Here is a 23,020-nt window from a genome sequence, read left to right as displayed (position 1 = left end):
CCGGCCCGCAGCCGCCCATGCAACCGCTCAATACCCGTTATTCGTCGATTCAGCCTGCGCGCGAGCAGCGGCATCGCGCTTCATTTGCTGCCAGATCCGATACGCTTCCCAGGCGGCAAGCCCAAGGCTGCCCCATTTGAGGGCTGGCTTTGCACCCGCTACGACGGTCGCGCGCAACGGCTCGGCGAGCAGCATGGACGCGATCGAACTGATGAACGGGTACTGTTTGAGCAGGGCGCCGATGGTCCCCGCATTGATGACGCTCGCCTTCGACCCTTTCCCTACGCGCATACCGCCGAAGCCCGGGAGGATGAATTTCAGCCAGCTGAAGTGCGTGACGGCCCGCCGCAATTCGAAAGTCGCCTGAACGAGTTCCATGCGTTCAACGTCTGCTCGTACCAGCAGCAATTCCTTGCGTAGCGCTCGCAAGTGCGGTGCGCTCAGATCTTTGCTCTGGTGGCGCTTGTTACGGAATGCGGTATCGGAGTGGCTCTGGCTCATGGCATGTCGGCGGCGGTTGAGGTGGGACGGCTAGTGAGACGCTGCAAACAGACGCTGTGAAAACGGACGCTACAAAAACGGACGCTGCGAAAAGGCCCTGCAAATCGCCTGAGACCTTCCCCCGACGAAGTCAACAAACCAGGCGCCGGCGCCGAACGCACGCCCCATGCATCCGCTGTCTCAAGGCTTGCGAAACGCGTCGCGGTCTTTTTCGAACTCGGCGATGGTGGCGTCGAACACCGCCGGCGCATTGCGCAACCCGCTGCGGGCCTTCAGCGCACAGGCGAGCCCGGCAATCGCATAGACCGTTGTAATGCCCGCGAGCGCCTGCCATCGGTAGGTGTCCCAGAACGCGATGGCAATCAACGCGGTGAGGGCGATCAGCGCCATGGTGGCAAGCATCATCGCGGCAAGGCCGAGGAACAGCACACCGAGCAGACGGTCTTTCTCTTCGGCGAGTTCAATGCCGACCAGTTCAAGCCGCGTCTGCAAAATGGCAAACACGGAACCGATAATGCGGCGCAAAGGACTATGTTCGCCGTGCTGCGAGTGTGTTTCGATCGTCATGGCTGTGGGCATTGCGCGTAGAGGCGCGTGCAAACATGCGCGCCAAGAGAAGCAGACCGGCCACGCATGCGCCGGTCAACTCGGTTCACTGATGCGCCGGACCTGATTCGTCCGGCCACCGCAGCAGCGTTACTTGCGGTTGATCAGCAGGCCCAGCAGCACGCCGGCGCCGGCAGCGATGCCGATGGACGCCCATGGATGCTCATGAACGTAATCATCGGTGGCGCGGGCAGCCTTCTTGCCTTTTTCGACCACCACGACCTGCACGTCGGCCGCCTTTTCCTTAGCCTGCTTCAGACGCGTAAGCGCCGTTTCGCGCAGTTCCGAAGCGCGCTCGCCGGTGGCGCTCGCGGCCTGTTTCAGCAGGTCTTCAGCGTCCGCGAGGACGGTTTTGATATCCGACATCAATCTCTCCTTGTTGACTTCCGACATTGACAGCTCCCCTTCGTCTCACGCCACGCGTGAATCGTAACCAAAGAAACGGCCGCTGGCGAGCGCAGTGCCCGGTTGAACCCAACAATCGCACGAACCGTTCCCGATTGCACCGGGCATGGAATCCTCCCTTCAGAGGCAATCCAGCCACAGTTTGCTTAAGATGGAGTTGATCTGTCCCGCAAAGTTTCCACCCAACAGGTGAAAATTACAAAAACTCATAAGGTAGTGATGCGATGTTCGTTCGGGAATGCGGCTGTTGCCGTATGCTTCGAATTTTTAAAGTTGTGGGCAAACGCTCGCGAAGACCATAAGGAGATGCACTGATGAGTTTACGTCTTGGCGATATCGCGCCGGATTTCGAGCAGGAGTCGAGTGTCGGCCGGATCAGGTTCCATGAATGGCTGGGCGACAGTTGGGGTGTGCTGTTCTCGCATCCCGCCGACTTCACGCCGGTGTGCACGACCGAGCTCGGCTTGACCGCCAGGCTCGCCGGCGAGTTCGACAAGCGCAATGTGAAGACGATCGCGTTGTCGGTCGACAGCGCGGAGTCGCACAAGGAGTGGATCAAGGACATTAACGAGACGCAGGCCGCCAATGTCGGCTTCCCGATTCTCGCGGACGGCGATCGCAAGGTGGCCGAGCTGTACGACATGATTCATCCGAACGCGAACGAGACGCTCACGGTCCGCTCGCTGTTCGTCATCGATCCGAAGAAGAAGGTGCGCCTGATCATTACGTACCCGGCCAGCACCGGCCGCAACTTCGACGAAGTGCTGCGCGTAATCGACTCGCTGCAACTGACCGACAACCACTCGGTCGCGACGCCGGGCAACTGGAAGCAGGGTGATGACGTGGTGATCGTCCCGTCGCTGAAGGACGAGGAAGTCATCAGGCAGAAATTCCCGAAAGGCTACAAGGCGCTGCGTCCGTACCTGCGCATGACGCCGCAGCCGAACAGGTAAGCGGCTGCCGGGCCGCGAAGCGGGTGGTTGATTGCAACGTGCATCGCGGCGGCTCGATGTGAGAAAGGCCGGTTCGGAATTGAACCGGCCTTTCTTTTCCATGCTGCGCTCGAGCGGCGAGCATGCGCCTCGTGCGCCGCAACCCGCGCATCAGCGATGCATCAGCCGGGCATCAGAAGAACGCCTGGATGCCCGTTTGCGCGCGCCCGAGAATCAGCGCATGAATATCGTGCGTGCCTTCATAGGTGTTCACCACTTCCAGGTTCACCAGATGACGGGCGACCCCGAACTCGTCGGAGATGCCGTTGCCGCCGAGCATGTCGCGCGCAAGCCGTGCAATGTCCAGCGCCTTGCCGCATGAATTGCGCTTCATGATCGACGTGATTTCGACGGCCGCCGTGCCTTCGTCCTTCATGCGGCCGAGGCGCAGCACGCCTTGCAGGCCCAGGGTGATTTCGGTCTGCATGTCGGCGAGCTTCTTCTGAATCAACTGGTTCGCGGCGAGCGGCCGGCCGAATTGCTTGCGATCCAGCACGTACTGACGCGCGGTGTGCCAGCACGCTTCGGCGGCGCCGAGCGCACCCCAGGCGATCCCATAGCGCGCCGAGTTCAGGCACGTGAACGGACCGCGCAGGCCGCCGACGTTCGGCAAGCGGTTCTCTTCCGGCACGAACACTTCGTCGAGCACGATCTCACCGGTGATCGAAGCGCGCAGACCGACCTTGCTATGGATGGTCGGCGCCGACAACCCCTTCCAGCCCTTCTCGAGAATGAAGCCGCGAATCGAATCCTTGCCGTCTTCTTCGAGCTTCGCCCACACGACGAACACGTCGGCGATCGGCGAATTGGTGATCCACATTTTCGAGCCCGACAGCGAATAGCCGCCGTCGACTTTCTTCGCCCGCGTGACCATGCTGCCCGGATCGGAACCGTGGTTCGGTTCGGTCAGGCCGAAGCAACCGATCCATTCGCCGGTGGCGAGCTTCGGCAGGTATTTCTGCTTCTGCGCGTCGGAGCCGAATTCGTTTATCGGCACCATCACCAGCGACGACTGCACCGACATCATCGACCGGTAGCCGGAATCGACGCGCTCCACTTCACGCGCGATCAGCCCGTACGCAACATAGTTCAGACCGGGACCGCCGTATTGCTCGGGAATCGTCGGGCCGAGCAGGCCGAGTTCGCCCATCTCGCGAAAAATCTCGATGTCGGTTTTCTCGTGACGGAACGCTTCGAGCACGCGCGGCTGCAGCTTGTCCTGCGCGTAGGCCGCAGCGGCGTCGCGCACCATGCGTTCGTCTTCGGTGAGCTGCTGATCCAGCAGCAACGGGTCTTCCCAGTGAAACTGCGCGGCCTCGGCCATGACTATCTCCTGATTTCTTGCTCGATCCAAGCTTGACTTAAGTTCCGCTGTGCGAAACAATGTTTTGCAAACGACACCCGAGTGTACCACCCGATGACGCATCCCTCCACTTTCTTGGAACCGCTCGACGAGCGCAAATTCGTCGCCGCTCTCGCGCGCGGGCTGGATTTGCTGCGCGCGTTCAAGCCTGGCGAAACCATGCTCGGCAATCGCGACTTCGTCGAGCGCACCGGCTTGCCGAAGGCGACCGTGAACCGTCTCGCCTACACGCTGACCGTGCTCGGTTATCTGCGGCTGGACGAATCGCTCGGCAAATATGCGCTCGACGCCGGCGTGCTGTCACTCGGTTTCGCGCTGCTGTCGGGCACCGACACGCTCGAACTCGCGCGTCCGCATCTGCGCGCGTTCGCGCGCGAGGTGGGTGCGGCGGTTTCGCTGGGTTGCCGCGACGGGCTCGACATGATCTATCTGGAGACGATTCGCAGCGAGACCGCGCTGACGCTCGGCCTCGCATCCGGTTCGAAACTGTCGATGCTGACGAGCTCGATGGGGCGCGCCTACCTGGCCGTGCAGCCGACTGATGCGCGCGCCGCGTTGCTGGCCGAACTCAGGAAGGCAGCGGGGAAAGCAGGCGCGGCGCTGGTGGCCGACGCCGAAGCGGAGATCGCCGCGTTCGCCACCGAGCGCTGCTGCTATTCGTTTCGCGCGTGGCACGACGACGTGAACGCGGTCGCGGTGCCGTTTCGCGAGCCGCGCGACGGGCGCTGGCTGGTGCTCAGTTGCAGCGGGCCGGCGTCGTCGATGGGAGAGGAGGTGTTTCGCGAGAACGTCGCGCCGCGTCTGAAGACACTCGCGCGGCGGCTGGGCGAACCGGGTTGAAGCGGGGCGCGTGCTCTGTCAAAGCGCCCGGTCGTGATAGTGCGCGTTGAATAGAGGCCCTTGCACGAAGCGCACGTCGTACTGTTGCAGCGCGACGAACTGCGGTTCATCCATCACGCGATTGAAAATCAGCGGAATCCGCAGCCGGCTCGCATAGCCGACGAGCGCCTTCACCATCGATTCGCGCAACGCCACGGCGGCATCCATCTTGATGAAGTCGAGCCGCGCCGTTTCCGACACCGACAGAATCTGCCCCGCGTTGGACAGGTTGCCCGCCACCTTGAATCCGTAGTGCTGATAGCTCTTGGTCAGATAGCCGAGGAAGGTCTTGTGGGCGACCGCCGCCGCCGGCAACTCGATCACCACTCGCGACGGGTTCAAGCCGAACGACATCAGCACGCTGGAGAAATGCCGGCCGTGGTCGTACTTCACGCTTTTGAGCAGACGCTCGTGCACGCGCAGAAACAGCAGCCCATGCCGCTGCGCGCCGAAGAAATTGATCGCGTGCAGCGCGCGCGACATGCGGTCCAGCGCGACCAGTTCCTGATCTGCGCCGCAGCGGTCGAACGGATCGAACACTTCGAAGGGCGCCGCGCCCAGTTGATGCGTGACGGCCTGAAACCCGAGTTCATCGCCGAAGCGGTCCACGCCCTCGGCCCCCGAAGACAACGACTGCGCCAGCGCATGCACGCTGATGTCGAAGATCGGCTCGTAGGCGCTCGCGAGTTCCATCCCGTCGAATTGCGCGAGCGCGATGTCGCTGTGCACGCCTTGTCCCATCACCAGATGTTCGCCTAGAAACGGATGGGCGGCGGCGCGGGCAATGAGGTCGGGGATGGTCGGCGGAATCATGAAGGCGAATGAATGGCGACAGGGAGGGCGCAGCCGGCACCCGGCAACGCGGCGGGATGCCGCATGCTTCGATGGTAGCAGTCCGCAATCCGCGCACATGAACAAAATGCTCATAACGTTATCGGACGAACGATGATGGGGCGGGGCGGCGGGCGGTTTACGGTCCGAGTCCGGGTATACGTTAATTTCACTATACGTAATTCGTTTTACTATACGTAAATTGCAATGCAGGTACGGGAGCGCCGTTGCGCCCGTGACGCTGCCCGCCGGCGCCACGCGGCCACGCATCGGTGCGGATGCGCGGCCCCGCGCGAATCGAAAGATCGAGTCCCAATGGAGAACCTTTGCATGGATATCCCAACCCGTACGCCGGCCCCCGCCAGCTCGCGGCTCGAAATCGAGCCGGGCTATCAATCGGGCTTCGCGAACGAATTCGCGACTGAGGCGCTGCCCGGCGCGCTGCCGGAAGGCCGCAACTCGCCGCAACGCGCGGCCTATGGTCTGTATGCCGAACAGTTGTCGGGCACCGCGTTCACCGCGCCGCGCGGCCACAATCGCCGCTCGTGGCTGTACCGGATTCGTCCGGCGGCCGTGCACAAGCCGTTCACGCCGCTGCCTTCCGGGCGGCTCGTCGCCAGTTTCGCCGAGGTGCCGCCCACCCCGCCGAACCAGTTGCGCTGGGACGCGCTGCCGATGCCGGGCGAGCCGACCGATTTCATCGACGGCTGGGTGACGATGGCCGGCAATGGCGCGGCCGAAGCGATGAACGGCTGCGCGATTCATCTGTACACGGCGAACCGCTCGATGCAGGACCGCTTCTTCTATAGTGCCGACGGCGAATTGCTGATCGTCCCGCAGGAAGGCCGCCTCGACATCGCGACCGAAATGGGCCGCCTCGAAATCGGGCCGTTCGAGATTGCGGTGATCCCGCGCGGCGTGCGCTTTGCAGTCAGCCTGCCGGACGGCGCGGCGCGCGGCTACATCTGCGAGAACTTCGGGGCGCTGCTGCGTTTGCCGGATCTCGGGCCGATCGGCTCGAATGGCCTCGCCAATCCGCGCGATTTCCTCACGCCGCATGCGGCCTATGAAGACCGTGAAGGCGACTTCGAACTCGTCGCGAAGCTGAACGGCAATCTGTGGCGCGCGGACATCGGCCATTCGCCGCTCGACGTGGTCGCATGGCATGGCAACTACGCGCCGTACAAGTACGACTTGCGGCGCTTCAACACGATCGGCTCGATCAGCTTCGACCATCCGGACCCGTCGATCTTTCTGGTGCTGCAATCGCAAAGCGACACGCCGGGCGTCGATTCGATCGACTTCGTGATCTTCCCGCCGCGCTGGCTCGCCGCCGAAGATACGTTCCGTCCGCCGTGGTTCCATCGCAACGTCGCGAGCGAGTTGATGGGCCTCGTGCACGGTGTGTACGACGCGAAGGCCGAGGGCTTCGTGCCGGGCGGCGCGAGTCTGCATAACTGCATGTCGGGTCACGGTCCGGACGCCGACACGTTCGAGAAAGCCTCGCACGGCGATACGTCGACGCCGAAGAAAGTCGGCGACACGATGGCCTTCATGTTCGAGACGCGCACGCTGATCAAGCCTACTCGTTTCGCGCTCGAAACCGCGCAATTGCAGGCGCATTACTACGAGTGCTGGCAAGGTCTCAAGAAACACTTCAACCCGGAGCAACGATGAGCGCATTGAGCGATCTCCAGGCGACGCTCGATCCGTCGCGCAAGAGCTGGGTCGAGTCGGCGAACGATTCGGCCAGCGATTTTTCGATCCAGAATCTGCCGTTCGGCATTTTCAGCGACCGGCATAACGACGCGCGCCGCGTGGGCGTGGCGATCGGCGACCAGATCGTCGACCTCGCCGCGTTGCAGGTGGCGGGTTTGCTGAAGGTGGCCGCGAAGACCGATGTTTTCGCGCGCGACACCCTGAACGATTTCATCGCGCTCGGCCGTGACGCCTGGCGCAGCGTGCGCATCCAGTTGAGCGAGCTGCTGGCACGCGACACCCCGACGTTGCGCGACGATGCCGCCTTGCGCGCCAGCACCCTGGTGCGCCAGGCCGACGCGCAATTGCATCTGCCGGTGCAGATTCCCGGCTATACCGACTTCTATTCGTCGAAGGAACACGCGACCAATGTCGGCGCGATGTTTCGTGATCCGAAGAATGCGCTCCTGCCGAACTGGCTGGAGATTCCGATCGGTTACAACGGACGCGCGTCGTCGGTGGTGGTGAGCGGCACGCCGGTGCGCCGTCCCAACGGTCAGTTGAAGCCGCCGGATCAGGAACGTCCGGTGTTCGGCGCGTGCCGCAAGCTGGATATCGAGCTGGAAACGGGCTTCGTGATCGGCGCGGGCAATGCGCTGGGCGAGCCGATTGCGTGTGCGCACGCCGAAGCGCACATCTTCGGCATGGTGCTGCTGAACGACTGGAGCGCGCGCGACATCCAGCAATGGGAGTACGTGCCGCTCGGCCCGTTCAACGCAAAGACCTTTGCGACCACGATCTCGCCGTGGATCGTCACGCTCGACGCACTCGAACCGTTTCGCGTCGCGCAGCCGGTGCAGGAGCCGCAGCCGCTCGCGTACCTGCGCCACGACGGCGCGCATGCGTTCGACATCCACCTCGAAGTGACGCTGCGCCCGCATGAGGCGAAGCAGGCGAGCACGATCTCGCGGACCAACTTCAAGCACATGTACTGGACGATGGCGCAGCAACTCGCGCATCACACGGTGTCGGGCTGCAATACGAGAGTGGGCGACCTGATGGGTTCCGGCACGATCAGCGGTCCCACCGACGATTCATACGGCAGCCTGCTGGAACTGACGTGGAACGGCAAGAAGCCGTTGGAATTGAGCGAAGGGGGCACCCGCACGTTCATCGAGGACGGCGACGAGCTCACGCTTGCGGGCTGGTGCCAGGGCGATGGGTATCGCGTGGGCTTCGGCGTGTGCGTGGGTGAGATTCTGCCGGCGCAGCGCTAGGCCGTGAATGAGGAGGACGACCGGCGCATGTGCCGGCCGTTTTCATTCAAGGCGGCCGGCGGCCAGTGCGTCGGGCGCTCGTGTTGTCCAATGGACCGAAGACCGCCGCCGCGCCCGATCGGCGGCACAGCCTTGCGCGCGTCGTCCATGGCTGCGCGTGCTGTACGGGCCAGGAGCGTCGGACCACTCACCCCTTCAGCAAGCCAAACACGGCCACCCCGTTCGTCGTCCCGACATACACCCTGCCGTTGGCGACCATTGGCGTGATGAACTTGTTGCCCGCGCCGAACTGATCGCGGGTTCCCATCTGATTGCTGTTGTACAGCTCGGCGAGACTGACCGGATCGAATGCGTGCAGCGCCGCCGTGCCGCCATTCTCCGCGGCCCACACGATGCCGTTTGTCGTGCCGTTGGCGGAGATGCTGGGTGTCGTGCCGGGATAGGCGAACGTCATCGTGGTCTGCGCGGTCGGCGTGGTCGACAGCATTGCGTTGGTCACCGTAAACGCCTTCAGATTGTCGCCCACCGAGCCGAAATAGACGCGCCCGTTGAAGTATGCGGGCATGCCGAACTCTCCGCCGCGCATCGTCTCCTGAATCTCCTGATAGATGTTGTTGCCCGTGGCATTGAATTTGCCCATCGAGTCGCGGTTCAGCACGTAGATGATGTCGTCCTTGCCCGTGCCGAGCGTGAGGTGCTGGACGACCCCGTTCGCATCGGTGAGATCGGGCAGCACGAGCGCGCCGCCGGAACCGAGGTCTTCGTCGGCATTGGACTCCTGAACGGTGTTCGACATCGCGAAGTAATCCGCGACGGCGAGTCCGCCTGTCGTGCCCAGCTTCACGAATGAATTGCCGAAGTTGCCTTGCGCGGGAAAGCTGTTGGAGTTCAACGTGGTGTCGAACGTGCCGTTGCCGCCCAGCAGATAGATCGACGTGCCGTCCGACGCGGGCCCGGCTCCGCTCATCCAGATTGCGCCGCCGGAACCGTTCGGCGTGAGGTTGAGCACGCTGGTCTGCTGCAAGGTGTCGGCGCTATAGGCCATCACCCAGCCCGTATAGGCGCCGGCGTCGCAATGCGAGGTCCAGGTCGTGTAGATCGTGCCGCCGAGCTGCAGCAAGCCGGCGCGTTCCGCATACGTCGCCGGTGCGAATACGACGCGGCCGTTGGAACTGTTCGCACCGGTGCCCGGATAGGACGCGCTCACTTCCGTCGGTCCGTGAAGCAGTTCCGCGCCGGTCGCGAGGTCGAGCGCGTGCACGCGCTGATGGTAGCCGCCGCTCGCGCCTTTCGACATCGCTACGACATAGATCGTGCCGTGCGCACCGCGCGTGCGGTCGATGACCGGCGTCGACGTGATGCCGATCTCCTTCGTGATCTGCCCGCAACCGAGGTCGTCGCTGGGCGTTTCGTTCGTGCCGAGCGTGCTGACCTGCCAGAGCTGCGCGCCGCTGTCGGCGTCGAGCGCGTACACGCTGTCGTGTTCGGTCACGACGTACAGCACGTTATGCGTGCCACCCGCGATCGCCAGCGATTCGACGAAGAGTGGTTGCGCATCGACCTTGCCGTCGGCGGCGAAAAAGCCGACCTTGCCGAATGTCGTCGAGTTGACGTTGGCGGGCGTGAGGATGGATTCGTTGAGACTCTGCCCGGTGCGGGCGATGTCGTTGTGATACGTGAGGACGTCGTGCGTGATGGCCATTGCCGTGCCGCCCGACGAGGTGCCCGTGCCGCTCGTGCCTGAGCTCGTTCCGCCGCTGCTGCCGGTGCTACCTGTGCTGCCGGGTGTGCCGGTCGTGCTGCCCGTCGAGCCGCTGCCGCCGGTCGTCGCGCCTGTTCCCGATGCGCCGCCGCTGCTCGCCGCGCCGCTCGATGCGCCGCTTCCGCCACCACCGCCTCCACCACCACCTCCGCAATCTGCGAACAACACGGCGGACAGCAGGATGAACGCACTCAGGAGGTACAGGCGGCGCGGGCTGTGCTGAGTTTGCATGGCGGACTCCCGATTGCGGACGGCGCCATCAAGCATGGTCCATGCAGCGAAGTGCCGTGCAATGTGGCGTCAAGATTAGCACCAGCCGCAGCGTTTGCGGAGCCCGTATTGAGCGCTTGGCCTCAGTCCGTTGCAGCCAGCGGCGCGCGGCGTTTTTCCCACCAGACGGCGGCGAGAAACGCCAGCGCGGCGAAGAGCAGCACCCCGACCATCGCGTCGTTACCGACGCCTTTCATCAGTGCACCGGCGACCAGCGGTCCGCCGAAACTCGCTGCGCTCCACGACGCGCCCACCAGCGAACTCGCCGACACCAGCGCGACGCCGCGAAAGCGCTCACCGCACGCGACCAGCGACAACGTGTAGATCGCACCCGCAGCCGCGCCGAGCACATACAGCAGCGGCCAGTACAACCACGGCGTGTTGATCACCCACGGCAGGAACGGCAGCAGTGCCACGACGACCACCCCGCAGCCGATATGCACGCGCTCGTGGCCGAGCCGGTCGGCGAGCCAGCCGATCGGAAACTGCATCGTCGTGTCGCCGCGCAGCAGCGCGGAGGCGAACAGCACCGCCGTCTCGCTCGCGATGCCGTGCGCCATCGCGAACAGCGGCAAGAGCGACAGTGCGATCGTGTCGAACAGCGCGAAGAAGCCCGTGCCGATCACGAGCGCGGGCATCTGCGGCAATACACGACGCCAGCTGCCATGCTCGGCGTGTTCATCTGCTGAAGCGTGCGGCGTGCCGCGGATGCTCGCGAGCATCGGCAACGCCAGCAGGAAAATCGCGCCGCAGAGCGGGAAGCGCCACTGCGTGAAGCCGGCGATCTGGCTCACCAGCGCCGGGCCCGACATCTGGAACAGCGTGAAGTGGGTCGCGTAGATTGCGATCACGCGGCCGCGCGACGCGTCATCGGCCAACTGGTTGACCCACGCTTCGCCGATCGTGAACAGCAGCATCAACGCCGCGCCGCACAGCACGCGCAACAGCGCCCACAGCCACAGGTTCAACGTGAGCTGCATCAGCGCGGTGGCGAACGCGACCACCAGCACCGCGCCGACGATCACCTGCCGGCCGCCGAAGCGCGTCGCGATCCAGCCGGCCAGCGGCACGACGACGAGACCGCCGCCCGCTTGCGCGGCGCTCAGCAGGCCGACCACGTCGGTGCCATAACCGGCTTGTGTCAGCGCGAGGGAAGTTAGGGGCAGCGTGGCGCCGCTGCCGAGTCCGACGACGGCGACGCTAAGGATCAGCGCGACGAAATCGCGGGTGAGGATGACTTTCATCGGCCGAGATGCTACTACGGCAGACGAGGCGTTGGCACTGCGCGGAGGCTGATTGACGCGCTAACGGGCGCCTCGCAAAGGGGCGCGGCGAGTTCCCGATGTGAGGGACTTCAGCCCGCCGCCACCATCCTCTGCGCGCGCCGATCGATCGATACCGACCACAGCGTCAGCATCAACGCGCCGAGCGAAGTCGCCACGCCGACCCACGGCAGCGTCGTGAGCGGCGCGCCCGCGCCGATCGCCATCCCGCCGAGCCACGCGCCGCTCGCATTGCCAAGATTGAACGCCCCCTGGTTCAACGTCGACGCCAGATTCGGCGCACGGCTCGCACGATCGACGATCAGCATCTGCAGCGGCGGCACGATCGCGAAGGCGAGGATGCCCCACGCGAAAATCGTGATCATCGCGGGAACCTCCGCGTGCATCGTGCCGGCGAAGATAGTCAGGATCACGACGATCGCCAGCAGGAACGCCACCAGCGACGGCATCAGGCGCCAGTCGGCGAGCTTGCCGCCGAGCGTGCTGCCCACTGTCAGCCCAAGGCCGAACAGCAGCAGCACCAGCGTCACCGCGTGCGGCGTAAAGCCGGTCACGTCTTCGAGAATCGGCGTGATGTAGGTGAAGGTGGAAAAGAGGCTGGCCGACGCGAGCACGCTGATGCCGAGCACCATCAACACTTGCGGGTTTTTCAGCACGCTGAATTCGTGCACGAGGCTCGCCTTCTGCATCTCGATCTTCGCGGGCAGGCACACGGCGAGCGCGGCCGCCGCGGCGATGCCGATGCCCGTCACAGCCCAGAAGGTCGCGCGCCAGCCCACCGCCTGGCCGAGCGCCGTGCCGAGCGGCACGCCCAGCACGTTGGCGAGCGTGAGGCCGGTGAACATCAGCGCGATGGCCTGCGCGCGCCGGTTCGGCGCGACGAGCCCCGCTGCCACCACCGAGCCGATCCCGAAGAACGCGCCGTGGCAGAAGGCCGTGACGATGCGCGCGGCCATCAGCACCGCATAGCCCGGCGCAATCGCGCACAGCAGATTGCCGACGATGAACACGCCGATCAGGCTCATCAACGCCTTCTTGCGCGGCAGGTTGGCGACCGCGATCGCGACGATCGGCGCGCCGATCGTGACGCCGAGCGCATAGGCCGACACCAGCATGCCCGCAGCCGGAATCGATACGGACAGATCGCGCGCGACATCGGGCAACAGCCCCATGATCACGAATTCGGTGGTACCGATTCCAAACGCGGCAATGGCAAGGGCGAGCAGGGGCAAAGGCATGGTGATGGAGCGTGATCCGGCGCGACGGGAAGCGTCGTGCGGCAGGCGCGCGTTTTCGGGGCGAAAACGCCGGCGCCATGCGAGGGCAAAACAGTAGGGGATTCTACCTAAGTCAAAACCATGCTGCTGGGCGCCGGGAAAGCTGTTGTTTTTTGCTGAAAGCGGCCGCTCGGGGCCGCCGCGGGTCGGGCGTGATCGAGCGCGCGGGTTAGCGGCTGCGCGGCTCGACGCGCAGCGAATCAGCCGGATGAAGCCGGATCGCGCGGTTTCAGCGTGTCGCCATGCCGGCCTGCGCCACCAGCAAACCGGGCAGCGCCCGCCATGCCTTCTTCGAACACCGCCCGATAACCGCCAGCACCTTCACGCTGCAACGCTTGGGCCAAGTCGTCCAGCGTGCTGTTTTCCAGTACCGAGCGGCGGTCGGCCAGCAGCGCCGCTTGAGGATACGCGGCGAGTTGCGCGGCCAGCTGTTCGGCTGCCGCGCGCGCCGTGCCCTTCGCGACGACGCGGTTCGCGAGTCCCATCGCGAGCGCTTCCTCGGCGTGCACCGCACGGCCGGTGAGGATCAGGTCCAACGCTCGCGACAGCCCGATCAAACGCGGCAGCCGGATCGTGCCGCCGTCGATCAGCGGAATCCCGACGCGCCGGCAGAACACGCCGAGCACCGCATCGTCCTCGACGACGCGCAGGTCGCACAGTGCCGCCAGTTCCAGACCACCCGCCACCGCGTAGCCGGCAATCGCCGCGATCACCGGCTTGCTGCACGCCATGCGCGTCGGTCCCATTGGGCCGGGGCCGCTGCCGTCGGCGTGCAGTTCGTTGCGGCGCGTGTCGTCGGCGAGCGCGCTGAGGTCCGCGCCGGCGCAGAAGGTGCCGCCCGCGCCGAACAGCACGGCCGCGCGCCATGCGGGTTCCGCCTCGAAGCGGCTGAACGCCGCGCGCAACGCATCCGCGACAGGCCGGTCAACGGCATTGCGGCGCTCCGGACGCTCCAGCACGATCGTGGCGACGCCGGTGTCCGCGTTGGCTTCGATGCGCACGTATTCATTGAAATTTTGGAGGACTATCATCGTCTGTATTCCAGAAAAAACTCGCCTGAAAAGTTCGCCGAAGTTCACGTCCGCGCGTTCGTGCCGGGCGATCATGCGGCTTGTTCATGCGGAAGAATTAAACCGGGGGCCTGTCATGCTTCTTTCACAATCGGCTCGTAGCGTTAGCGCTCTATTCACCCGCTGGCGTTTTTTCGTCAGCTTATCGAGCCTGCCTTTGCCCTTGTTCAATTCATCGTCAGCCGCCGGGCCGGCTTGCCCGCCAGACGGACTGCCTTCGGGCCGCGCCGAAACGGTCTGGATCGTGCCGCTGCACGATCATCCATGGTACGACCACGTGCGCGTGAAACGCGTCTTCGTCACCGACGGCACGCGCCATCAGGTCGTGCTGGTCGACCTGCGCAAGCTGCTCGCCTGCGCGGACCGCGACAATACCGACTATGTATTGAAACCGGTCGCCGAGTGGCACTCGGGCAAGGTGCGCGGCATCCGCGAGTTCCTCGACCCGGAAAGTCCGCGCGTTCCGCAGATGCCGTACGTGACGATCTCGACGCGTCGCGCGTCGGGTTTGCTGGGCTGGCTGGGTCTGGAGCGCGATGGCGTGGTGGCGTTTCGCAACGGCCAGCATCGCGCGCGCTATCTGGCCGACGCGGGGGCGCGCTGGTGTCCGGTGGAAGTGCACGAGCGCGAGGCGGCGCTGCTGCGCGAAATCTGCGGCGCGGCCGACGATGCCCGCACCGCGATCCGCGCGGTCCCGCTCGGTGGCGAGGGCGGCGCGTAGCAGTCTGCGGACTGCCGCTCCTGGCTTGCTGCCTCAGGCCTGCTCCGCGGCGCGCACCGCGTTGCGCGGTGTGCCGCCCTGCCATGCCGCGACGTTGCCGAGCGTGGTCTGCGCAATCTCGTTCATCGCCTCGCGCGTGAAGAACGCCTGGTGCGCGGTCACGATCACGTTCGGGAACATCAGCAGACGCGCGAGCACGTCGTCCTGCAACGGCAGATTCGAGTGATCCTCGAAGAAGATCCCGCCTTCTTCCTCGTACACGTCGAGTCCCAGATTGCCGAGCTGGCCGTCTTTCAACGCGCCGATCAGCGCATTCGCTTCGACGAGGCCGCCCCGGCCGGTATTGATCAGCATCGCGCCGCGCTTCATTTTCGCGAGCGCGGCGCCGTCGATCAGATGATAGGTGGACGGCAACAGCGGACAGTGCAGGCTGACCACGTCGGATTCGGCGAGCAGCGTCTCGAGCGGCACATAGCGCGCGCCGAGCGCGAGCAGGTCGTCGGCGGGCGTGCCCGGATCGTGCGCGAGCACCTGCATGCCGAAGCCCGCCATGATGCGCCCGAACACGCGGCCGATCATGCCGGTGCCGATCACGCCCACGGTCTTGCCGTGCAGATCGAAGCCGAGCAGTCCATGCAGCGAGAAGTCGCCCTCACGCGTGCGTCCGACCGCGCGCGGCAGCCGCCGGTTCAGCGCCAGAATCAGGCCGACCGCATGTTCGGCGACCGCGTGCGGCGAGTAGGCCGGCACTCGCACGACCGGCATGCCGAGGCGCTCGGCCGCCGCGAGGTCGACGTGATTGAAGCCCGCCGAACGCAGCGCGATCAGGCGCGTGCCGCCCGCATGGAGCCGTTCGAGCACGGTGGCGTCGACGTGGTCGTTGACGAACGGGCACACCACTTCGCAGCCTTTTGCGAGCACCGTGGTGTCGGCGTCGAGGTGCGATTCCTGAAAGTGAAGTTCGTAGCCGTGCGCGGCGTTGGCTTCGGTGAAGGTATCGTTGTCGTACTGGCGGCTGCTGAACAGGATCATGCGCATGTCGGACTCCGAAGAAGAGTGCCGCGCACGACGCGGACTCATCGCGCGGCCGGCGGGCGGATCAGTAAATCACGCATATATCGTAATCGCCGCGTGGCGCAATGCGTCGTGGTGTGCGCGAAGCTGTTCCATCTGAATAAAGGACTCGCGGCCGGCCTCGCCGGCGGCGCGCTGACGCAATCGGCGATCATCGGCACGGCGGGCGATGCGATCGCGCGCCTGGGTCTGCCGGCCGATCAGGTCAAGTCAATGCAATCGGACGTGGCGATCGCCTACGCGGTGACTTACGTGTTCGGCTCGCTGGGCGCGATCATCGTCTGCGTGAACATCCTGCCGAAGTTCATGGGACAAGGCTTGCGCGAAGCCGCGGTCGAAGCGGAGCGCGAACTGTCGGCCGGCGCGCCGTCACGCGGGCCAGGGCAGATCCTCGCATTGCCCGAGCTGGTGGGGCGCGCGTACAAGATCGACGTGAGCGCCGGTAAGACGATCAAGGCCGTGGAGACGCTGCACGAGGACTTTCTGACGATCGAGCGCGTCAAGCGCGACGGCAAGACGCTCGAACCGACACCCGATCTGGTTTTGCAGCCCGACGACGTGGTGCTGGTGGTGGGCCGCCGCGAGGCGGTGGTCGCGTTCGGCGCGAACGGCAACGAGGTCGCGGATGCGGGCGGCGACATGGGCGTCGTCATGCAGACGCGCGAAGGCGTGTTCACGCGCAAAGGCATGAACCACACGACGCTCGCCGCCGCCCGCGAACTCGTGGACCGCGATATGCGCCACGGCGTCTACATCCAGAACATCACGCGCGCGGGCCAGCCGCTGCCGATCCTGCCGGAAACCAAGGTCGAGCACGGCGACGTGATCACCTTCTACGGTTCGCCCAAGGACACCAAGCGCGCGGTCGACGCCGCCGGCTACGAACTGCCGTACAGCAACAAGACCGACTTCATCTACATGGGCGTCGGCCTCGTGCTGGGCCTGCTGATCGGGCTGATCGTGATCAACGTGGCAGGCATTCCGCTCACGCTCGGCTCGGGCGGCGGCTGTCTGCTGGCCGGGCTGCTGTTCGGCTGGATGCGCGGCAAGCATCCGATGTACGCTTTACGAAGAGGTGGGCATCTCGTTCGAGGACGACGATCCGAACCAGGTCGACTACTACACGATTCTCGACATCGAATTTCTCGGCGAGCGGGCGTATGGCCGCGAGTTCGTCGACTGGCTGTACAAGAACACCGAGCCTACCGAATTGCTGTTCCGGCTGGCGCGCGAAGCGCGCGTCGTGCTGCTGCCGGGGCGCAGCATCTGTCGGGGCGGGTGTCGCTCGCCAATCTCAACGAGGCCGACTACCGGAAAATCGGTCGGGCGCTGCGCAAGCTGATCGAAGAATACGTGGAGCGTTTCAATGCGGCCACCGGCAAGCAGCTCGACAAGACCCGGGTTAAGTGACGCCCAGGTTTCGCGGCGCAGGCCGGTGCCGCGGTTCACCCGGCTGCGTTCGTGCGGCTGCGCCGGTGCAACGGTGTTCTTGCCGCGGCGCGACCCGCGAGCCACCAGCACAGTCAAAAAACTTGCGCAATCGCACGGATCAGTGAATGATCGGACGAGTGGCCTCCCCGGCGTCATGGCCGGCGAGGCCACGCGTTCCTTGGTGACCTGACTTTCACGTACCGATCATGCCGACATCATCCATGCCTACCGTTGCATCCGCAGTGCCCTGTCCGGTTGTCGAATCGCTCGACGCCATCCTTCCCGAAGAGCCGCTTCTGATGATGGGCGCCGGCCCCGTGCCGATTCCCGCCGCCGTCGCCAAGGCCAACACGATCGTGATCAATCACCTGGGCGGCACGATGGTGAAGGTGATCGCGCAGGTGAAGACGATGGCGCGCTATGTGTTCCAGACTCAATCGAAGTGGGTGCTGGGCGTGGCGGGACCGGGTTCGGCAGCGATGGAAATGGCCATCTCCAATCTCGCCTGGGAAGGCACGCGGGTGCTGTGCATCAAGAACGGCTTTTTCAGCGACCGGATGGGCGAAATGGGCCGGCGCGTCGGCGCGCGGGTCAGCACGCTCGAAGTCGCCGACCGCACGGTGGCTAGCCTCGAACAGATCGCCGAGGCGCTGCGCCGCGAGCGGCCGGAAATCGTGACGGTGGTGCAGGGCGAGACGTCCAACACCGTATGGAATTACCACCTGAAGGACATCGCGGCGCTCGCGAAAGCGGCGGGCGCGCTGGTGATCGTCGACGCGGTGTGCACGTTGAGCACGATGCCGCTGGAAATGGACGCGTGGGGCATCGACGCCGTGATCACCGGCGGACAGAAGGGCTTGTCGTCGATTCCGGGCGTGTCGTTGATCGCGTTTTCCGACGCGGCCTGGACGCGCGTGAAGGGGCGCACGGCGCCGAACGCTCATTGGTGTCTGGATGCGTCGCTGGCGGAAAACTTCTGGCATAACGCCGGCTATCACTACACCGCGCCGGTGTCCGGCGTGCTGGCGTTGCACGAGGCGTTGCGCCTCGTGTGCGCCGAGACGCTGGAAAAGCGCTTCGCGCGGCATCTGAAATGTTCTCTGGCGTTGCAGGACGGGGTGACGGCGTTGGGCTTGCAGCTTTACGCGCCGGCGGCCTGCCGGTTGAATTCGGTGGTCGGCATCGAGGTGCCCGCCGGCCTGACTCCCGCGGACGTCTGCGCGCATATTTCGCGGCAGCACCAGGTGGAAATCTCCGGCTCGTTCGGATTGCCGATCGTTCGGATCGGTCAGATGGGCGAGCAGTGCCGCGACCACAATCTTTTCCGCATGGTGCACGCGCTCGGCAGGACGATGGTGGACCTCGGCGTGAAAGTCGATTTGCCGGCCGGCGTAGCGGCGCTCGAACGAGGGTTGTCCGAAGGCAGGTAGCGATTTTTTGCCCGGTCATTCGTCGCGCATCATCCATCGGATCCGCAGCCGCCGCTGGGTTCTTTCGAACGCGGAAAGCTCGTTGAAGGCCGTTCGGCAAGCCGCGTGCCAAGCGTTGGCACGCCCGCCTGGCGGGCTTTGGCGCGCTGCCGAGGTGGCCCTTGGCGGGGCGCGCGCGGGCGTCACTCTTTCCCTCATATCATTTTCTGTCGGGCACTGTGCGCCGCCGCACGTATAGCAATTCCCCGGGCCCTTAGAGTGATTCATGACGCGAGTTGCGCAAGACTCGCGCCGCGGTACCGCGAAATACACATCGTTCGAAACTCGGTGCGTGCCATGACGCGCCAACGTGCGCGCGCATGCGGCATTTCGGTTCCAACCAAACACATGAACACCGGAGCCTTCCCGATGAGGCGATATGGATGTCCTGTCCGGCTCGACGCGATCGCCGGTCGCGGGATTTTCCGCTATCGCTTCGAGGGCCCACGCACATACAAGGACAGAAGGATTCAATACTATGGCGAGCGCTTACGGTACTGATCAAATGGTAGGGGTGGTCGTCGGTGCGGAACTCAACGGACTTGGCGTGGCGCGGTCTCTTGCGCGCGCGCATGTGCCGGTCATAGCGGTGGATACAAAGACCGTCCGCGCGGGCATGTGGTGCCGCCACGTACGCGGACACTTCGTCAGGAGTTTTGTCGGCAAGGTATTTGCCGATGAAATGATCGAACTGGGCAAGAAGTTCAGCACGCCGCCGGTACTGATTCTCACCGACGAAGACGCAGTGCATGCGGTATCGGAAAACCGCGAAGTGTTGTCGGACTGGTATCGATTCCGTCTGCCGGAGGACGATACCGTGAAGATGCTGTCCAGCAAGGCGAGGTTTCACGAATTCGCGCAGTCGCACCAATTTCCGGTGCCGCGCTCGGTGGTGCTCGAAAGCCTGGCCGATGTGCAGCGTCTGGCGGAGCTGCGCTATCCGTGCGTGCTGAAACCGGACGACAAGCGCCAGGTGTTGCGCGGCGAGAAGGAGCGCGCGGTGCGGGTCAATACGCTCAGCGAGGCGCGCGAACGGGCGATCACGATGCTCGCATCGCCTGGCGGGATCATCGTGCAGGAATGGATCGAGGGGCCCGACAGCAACATCCATTTCACGCTGTTTTATCGCGGCGAGGGCGGCGACGTGGTCAGCATCTTCACCGGCCGCAAGGTGCTCAGTTCGCCGCCGGGCGTCGGCAACACGGCCATCTGCGTGGCCGCGCCCGAAGCGCGCGGCGTGCTCGAACCGCTGACCCGGGAGTTCGTCGAGCGGGCCGGCTTCGACGGGATGGGCAGCATCGAATACAAGTGGGACGACAACCACAAGCAGTTCATGATGGTCGAGCCGACGGTCGGCCGCACGGACTGGCAGGAAGAAATCGCCACGCTTTGCGGGGTCAACATTCCGCTGGCCGCTTTCCGGCACGAAGCCGGACTGCCGCCGATCCCCGATCGCGCGACGAAGGTGCCGGTCGCGTGGCGCGCGACGTTTTCGGACCGTGTGCCGCCCGATCTGCTGAACGGTCACACGAAGATCGTCGATGGCTATTTTCGCTGGACCGATCCGTTTCCGGCGCTGCAGTTCTACTGCGTGATGGGTCCGCTGCGACGCATGAAGCGCCGCTGGAAAGCGATGAAGGCCCCCACCTCGCGCCAGGCGAAAGCCTGAGATGGAAGAGTCCTGACAAAGTGCCGCGCAGCCCGGGCCTCGGGAGTGGGTGCTGCGCAGGCGTAAATGCCATCCCTGGAGGGAGATGACCTCATGTCCTTTACCGACACCGCAATCATTGGCGCAGGTCCGTACGGGTTGTCTCTGGCCGCCCATCTGAAAGCCACCGGTGTGAACCATCAGCTTCTCGGGCAGCCGATGCTGACCTGGAGAAACTATATGCCGCCCGGCATGCTGCTGCGCTCGGAGGCATTCGCGTCCAGTCTTCATGCGCCGCGAGCCGGCTTCACTGTCGAGGATTATTGCCGGCTCAAGGGCCTGCCTTATGAGCCGATGGGCATGGAGCTGCCGCTCGAAAGGTTCGTGGACTACGCGCTCTGGTTTCAGGCGAATCTGGTCGGCGAGATCCAGCCGGTCGACGTCGCCAGTCTGCGGCGTGTCGACGGACATTTTCAGCTGACGCTGAGCGACGGCCGCTCGCTGAGCGCGCGCAAGGTGGTGATCGCGCTGGGCCTGAAGGGCTTCGCGCAGACCCCGCCGGCGCTGCAAGGACTGCCGGAACGCTATGCGACCCATTCGGAGCGCTATGGCGACCTCACGTGGGCGCGCGGCATGGACATCGCGATCGTCGGGGGCGGACAGTCCGCGCTGGGGCTCTCCGCGCTGCTGCACGAACTGGGCGCGCGGCCTCACGTGCTGATGCGCGAATCGCACGTGGTCTGGCACGGCAGGCCGCAAGCGTCGCGCAGCCTCGTCTCGAAGCTGAAGGGGCCCGACGCGGGTCTCGGGCGCGGCTGGCGCTCGCTCTTCCTGTCCGAATGCCCGGGCATTTTTCACATGCTCGATGACGCGCGGCGCAAGCAGATCATGGAGAAGTCGTATGGCGCGTCCGGCGCGTGGTGGCTGCACGATCGCGTGGTCGACAAGGTGAAGCTCTCGTTTCGCACCGCGGTGCGCTCCGCGTCGGTCGACAACGGACGGGTCGTACTGCGTGTATTGACCGAAGGCAAGGACGCAGCCGTCGGCGCCGATCACGTGATCGCCGCGACGGGCTTCAGGACCGACATGAGACAGCACGCGTTTCTTTCGAAGGACATCGCGGACACGATTTCCGGCGGCACCGGGCTGCCCGAGCTGACCTCGAACTACGAAACCCTGGTGCGCGGCCTCTATGTGGTCGGGCCGGCGTCGGCTCACAGTTTCGGGCCGGTGATGCGGTTCGTCTACGGGACCAAGCACGCGTCGCCCTGCGTGGCGCGGCACATCACCGGTTCGTTGAAGGCGGGCGAGAGACAGGCCGGGTGGTCCGCCGGCGAGGCTCCGCTGTCCGGCAGAACGAATGAGTAACGCGGTGCGTTGGCCGGCGAGGCGGCGCGATTGAGCGGTTGCTGTTCCCATAACGCCTGGAAACACCAGGCTAGACCCAGGCGCCAGGCAACGCGACGCGAGTCGTTCAAAGCGCACTGAGGAGAGGCGATATGAAACGGGGTAAGGCAATCATCAAGGAATTGCTGGCGGCGCTCGTCGTTCTGACGGGCCTGGCGCGCGCGACGCGCGCGTTCTTGTGGCGCGACCGGGTGGCGGTCCTGCTCTATCACGACCCCGACCCGGCGACGCTCGACAGGCATTTGACGTATCTGCGCAAATTCTGCGATCTGGTGCCGCTGACCGATGTCGGCGCACCCGGCAACGGACGCGCGCGCGCGGCCATCACGCTCGACGACGGGCACGTCGGCAACGCCGCGCTGCTGCCCATCTTCATCAAGCACAACGTGCGGCCGACCATCTTCCTGTGCAGCCGCATCGTGGGCCGTCCACGCAGTCATTGGTGGTTGCATCCGGGTTCGCTGCGGGTCGGCCACGAGCGGCTGAAGCGCATGACCAACGACGAGCGCCTTGCCCAGCTCGCGGCCAACGGCTACCAGCAGGACGGTGACTACCGCCCGACCGGCCTGAGCGTCGAGCAGATGGAAGCGATGCGCGCGCACGTGGATTTTCAGGCGCATACGCGCTTTCACCCGATACTGACCCGTTGCAGCGATAGCGAATGCGCGACCGAAATCGGCGAGAGCAAGCACGAGATCGAAGCGCTGCTGAGCAACCCATGCGAGCACTTCGCGTATCCGAACGGCAACTACGGCGAGCGTGAGGTCGACTTCGTGAGAGCCGCTGGATTCAAGAGCGCGCGCACCTGCGATATCGGCTGGAACGACCAGCATACCGACCCGTACCGGCTGCGCACGATCATCATCGACGATGCGGCCTCGACGATCCGCTTTGCCTCGCAGTTGACCGGCATCCCGCACTTCCTGCGCTATCTCAAGGAAGGCGGCGGCTGGAATGGAAGATTTCCGCAGTTCTGACCATGCAAAAAGCCATTCCCCCTTACGTGTGCTGGCAGACATAGGCGCTGAAGGTGAATCGTTAAAATTATTACAGATT

General features: G+C 64.8%; 19 protein-coding genes and 2 pseudogenes. 11 read left to right on the top strand and 10 right to left on the bottom strand.

Annotated elements, in window-relative coordinates; translation table 11 throughout:
- Positions 1-27 precede the first annotated feature (27 nt).
- The 3 genes from PQR02_RS11200 to PQR02_RS11190 all read right to left on the bottom strand — a co-directional run bounded on the left by PQR02_RS11200 (position 28) and on the right by PQR02_RS11190 (position 1,500).
- Complete coding sequence (locus tag PQR02_RS11200; RefSeq protein ID WP_408229786.1) at positions 28-501, bottom strand: DUF3318 domain-containing protein; 474 nt, start codon at positions 499-501, stop codon at positions 28-30.
- 180 nt (positions 502-681) lie between these two features.
- Complete coding sequence (locus tag PQR02_RS11195) at positions 682-1,068, bottom strand: phage holin family protein (RefSeq protein WP_408229783.1); 387 nt, start codon at positions 1,066-1,068, stop codon at positions 682-684.
- Positions 1,069-1,197: 129 nt separating this feature from the next.
- Positions 1,198-1,500, bottom strand: a complete 303-nt coding sequence (locus PQR02_RS11190) for an ElaB/YgaM/YqjD family protein (RefSeq protein WP_028198798.1) — start codon at positions 1,498-1,500, stop codon at positions 1,198-1,200.
- Between the two features lie 326 nt (positions 1,501-1,826).
- Here PQR02_RS11190 and PQR02_RS11185 point away from each other — a divergent pair, with 326 nt between their 5' ends.
- Positions 1,827-2,465, top strand: a complete 639-nt coding sequence (locus PQR02_RS11185; protein ID WP_408229779.1) for a peroxiredoxin — start codon at positions 1,827-1,829, stop codon at positions 2,463-2,465.
- Positions 2,466-2,637: 172 nt separating this feature from the next.
- On the opposite strand, the gene PQR02_RS11180 is transcribed toward PQR02_RS11185, so the two are convergent.
- Positions 2,638-3,828, bottom strand: a complete 1,191-nt coding sequence (locus tag PQR02_RS11180; RefSeq protein ID WP_408229776.1) for an acyl-CoA dehydrogenase — start codon at positions 3,826-3,828, stop codon at positions 2,638-2,640.
- A 93-nt stretch (positions 3,829-3,921) separates the two neighbouring features.
- Between PQR02_RS11180 and PQR02_RS11175 the strand changes: the two genes are divergently transcribed.
- Positions 3,922-4,707, top strand: a complete 786-nt coding sequence (locus PQR02_RS11175) for an IclR family transcriptional regulator (RefSeq protein WP_408229773.1) — start codon at positions 3,922-3,924, stop codon at positions 4,705-4,707.
- An 18-nt stretch (positions 4,708-4,725) separates the two neighbouring features.
- On the opposite strand, the gene PQR02_RS11170 is transcribed toward PQR02_RS11175, so the two are convergent.
- Positions 4,726-5,559 carry an EAL domain-containing protein gene (locus PQR02_RS11170; protein ID WP_408229770.1) on the bottom strand — a complete coding sequence of 278 codons (834 nt, stop codon included), beginning with the start codon at positions 5,557-5,559 and terminating at the stop codon, positions 4,726-4,728.
- A 348-nt stretch (positions 5,560-5,907) separates the two neighbouring features.
- Between PQR02_RS11170 and hmgA the strand changes: the two genes are divergently transcribed.
- Together hmgA and fahA are read left to right on the top strand one after the other, a co-directional pair.
- Positions 5,908-7,254 (top strand): homogentisate 1,2-dioxygenase, encoded by a 1,347-nt coding sequence (gene hmgA, locus PQR02_RS11165; RefSeq protein ID WP_408229767.1) that lies wholly within the window; start codon positions 5,908-5,910, stop codon positions 7,252-7,254.
- A complete protein-coding gene (gene fahA / locus PQR02_RS11160) occupies positions 7,251-8,552 on the top strand; it encodes a fumarylacetoacetase (RefSeq protein WP_408229764.1) in 1,302 nt (433 codons plus the stop codon). Before hmgA ends, fahA begins: the two co-directional genes overlap by 4 nt.
- Before the next feature lie 187 nt (positions 8,553-8,739).
- On the opposite strand, the gene PQR02_RS11155 is transcribed toward fahA, so the two are convergent.
- From PQR02_RS11155 to PQR02_RS11140, 4 genes are all read right to left on the bottom strand, one after another.
- Positions 8,740-10,545 carry a pyrrolo-quinoline quinone gene (locus PQR02_RS11155; RefSeq protein ID WP_408229761.1) on the bottom strand — a complete coding sequence of 602 codons (1,806 nt, stop codon included), beginning with the start codon at positions 10,543-10,545 and terminating at the stop codon, positions 8,740-8,742.
- Between the two features lie 122 nt (positions 10,546-10,667).
- Positions 10,668-11,828, bottom strand: a complete 1,161-nt coding sequence (locus PQR02_RS11150; protein WP_408229758.1) for an MFS transporter — start codon at positions 11,826-11,828, stop codon at positions 10,668-10,670.
- A gap of 110 nt (positions 11,829-11,938) precedes the next feature.
- Complete coding sequence (locus PQR02_RS11145) at positions 11,939-13,105, bottom strand: MFS transporter (RefSeq protein WP_408229755.1); 1,167 nt, start codon at positions 13,103-13,105, stop codon at positions 11,939-11,941.
- 239 nt (positions 13,106-13,344) lie between these two features.
- On the bottom strand, positions 13,345-14,175 hold the full coding sequence (locus tag PQR02_RS11140; RefSeq protein WP_408229752.1) for a crotonase/enoyl-CoA hydratase family protein: 831 nt from the start codon (positions 14,173-14,175) through the stop codon (positions 13,345-13,347).
- A gap of 115 nt (positions 14,176-14,290) precedes the next feature.
- Between PQR02_RS11140 and PQR02_RS11135 the strand changes: the two genes are divergently transcribed.
- A complete protein-coding gene (locus PQR02_RS11135) occupies positions 14,291-14,935 on the top strand; it encodes a plasmid fertility inhibition factor family protein (RefSeq protein WP_408229749.1) in 645 nt (214 codons plus the stop codon).
- Between the two features lie 33 nt (positions 14,936-14,968).
- Here PQR02_RS11135 and PQR02_RS11130 read toward each other — a convergent pair whose 3' ends face one another.
- The gene (locus PQR02_RS11130) at positions 14,969-15,973 is read right to left on the bottom strand and encodes a 2-hydroxyacid dehydrogenase (protein ID WP_408229746.1); all 1,005 of its coding nucleotides are present in this window, start codon (positions 15,971-15,973) and stop codon (positions 14,969-14,971) included.
- Positions 15,974-16,078: 105 nt separating this feature from the next.
- On the opposite strand from PQR02_RS11130, the pseudogene PQR02_RS11125 reads away from it, so the two are divergent.
- The 6 genes and pseudogenes from PQR02_RS11125 to PQR02_RS11100 all read left to right on the top strand — a co-directional run.
- A pseudogene (locus tag PQR02_RS11125) lies at positions 16,079-17,077 on the top strand (aspartate-alanine antiporter-like transporter); the annotation flags it as partial.
- Positions 17,073-17,419: pseudogene (locus tag PQR02_RS11120) on the top strand (bifunctional aspartate transaminase/aspartate 4-decarboxylase); the annotation flags it as partial. The pseudogenes PQR02_RS11125 and PQR02_RS11120, both read left to right, overlap by 5 nt.
- Before the next feature lie 227 nt (positions 17,420-17,646).
- The gene (locus tag PQR02_RS11115; RefSeq protein WP_408229743.1) at positions 17,647-18,870 is read left to right on the top strand and encodes a pyridoxal-phosphate-dependent aminotransferase family protein; all 1,224 of its coding nucleotides are present in this window, start codon (positions 17,647-17,649) and stop codon (positions 18,868-18,870) included.
- Between the two features lie 517 nt (positions 18,871-19,387).
- Positions 19,388-20,578: a carboxylate--amine ligase gene (locus tag PQR02_RS11110; RefSeq protein ID WP_408229740.1), complete on the top strand. Its 1,191-nt coding sequence runs from the start codon at positions 19,388-19,390 to the stop codon at positions 20,576-20,578.
- A 93-nt stretch (positions 20,579-20,671) separates the two neighbouring features.
- Positions 20,672-21,925, top strand: a complete 1,254-nt coding sequence (locus PQR02_RS11105; protein WP_408229737.1) for an NAD(P)-binding domain-containing protein — start codon at positions 20,672-20,674, stop codon at positions 21,923-21,925.
- A 131-nt stretch (positions 21,926-22,056) separates the two neighbouring features.
- A complete protein-coding gene (locus tag PQR02_RS11100) occupies positions 22,057-22,941 on the top strand; it encodes a polysaccharide deacetylase family protein (RefSeq protein ID WP_408229734.1) in 885 nt (294 codons plus the stop codon).
- The last annotated feature ends 79 nt before the right edge of the window (positions 22,942-23,020 follow it).

This window comes from Paraburkholderia sediminicola, from assembly GCF_046026895.1.
GTDB classification, from domain to species: Bacteria; Pseudomonadota; Gammaproteobacteria; order Burkholderiales; family Burkholderiaceae; genus Paraburkholderia; species Paraburkholderia sediminicola_C.
Note: the sequence above shows the minus strand (reverse complement) of the source record. Positions and strands in the feature narration are given on the sequence as shown.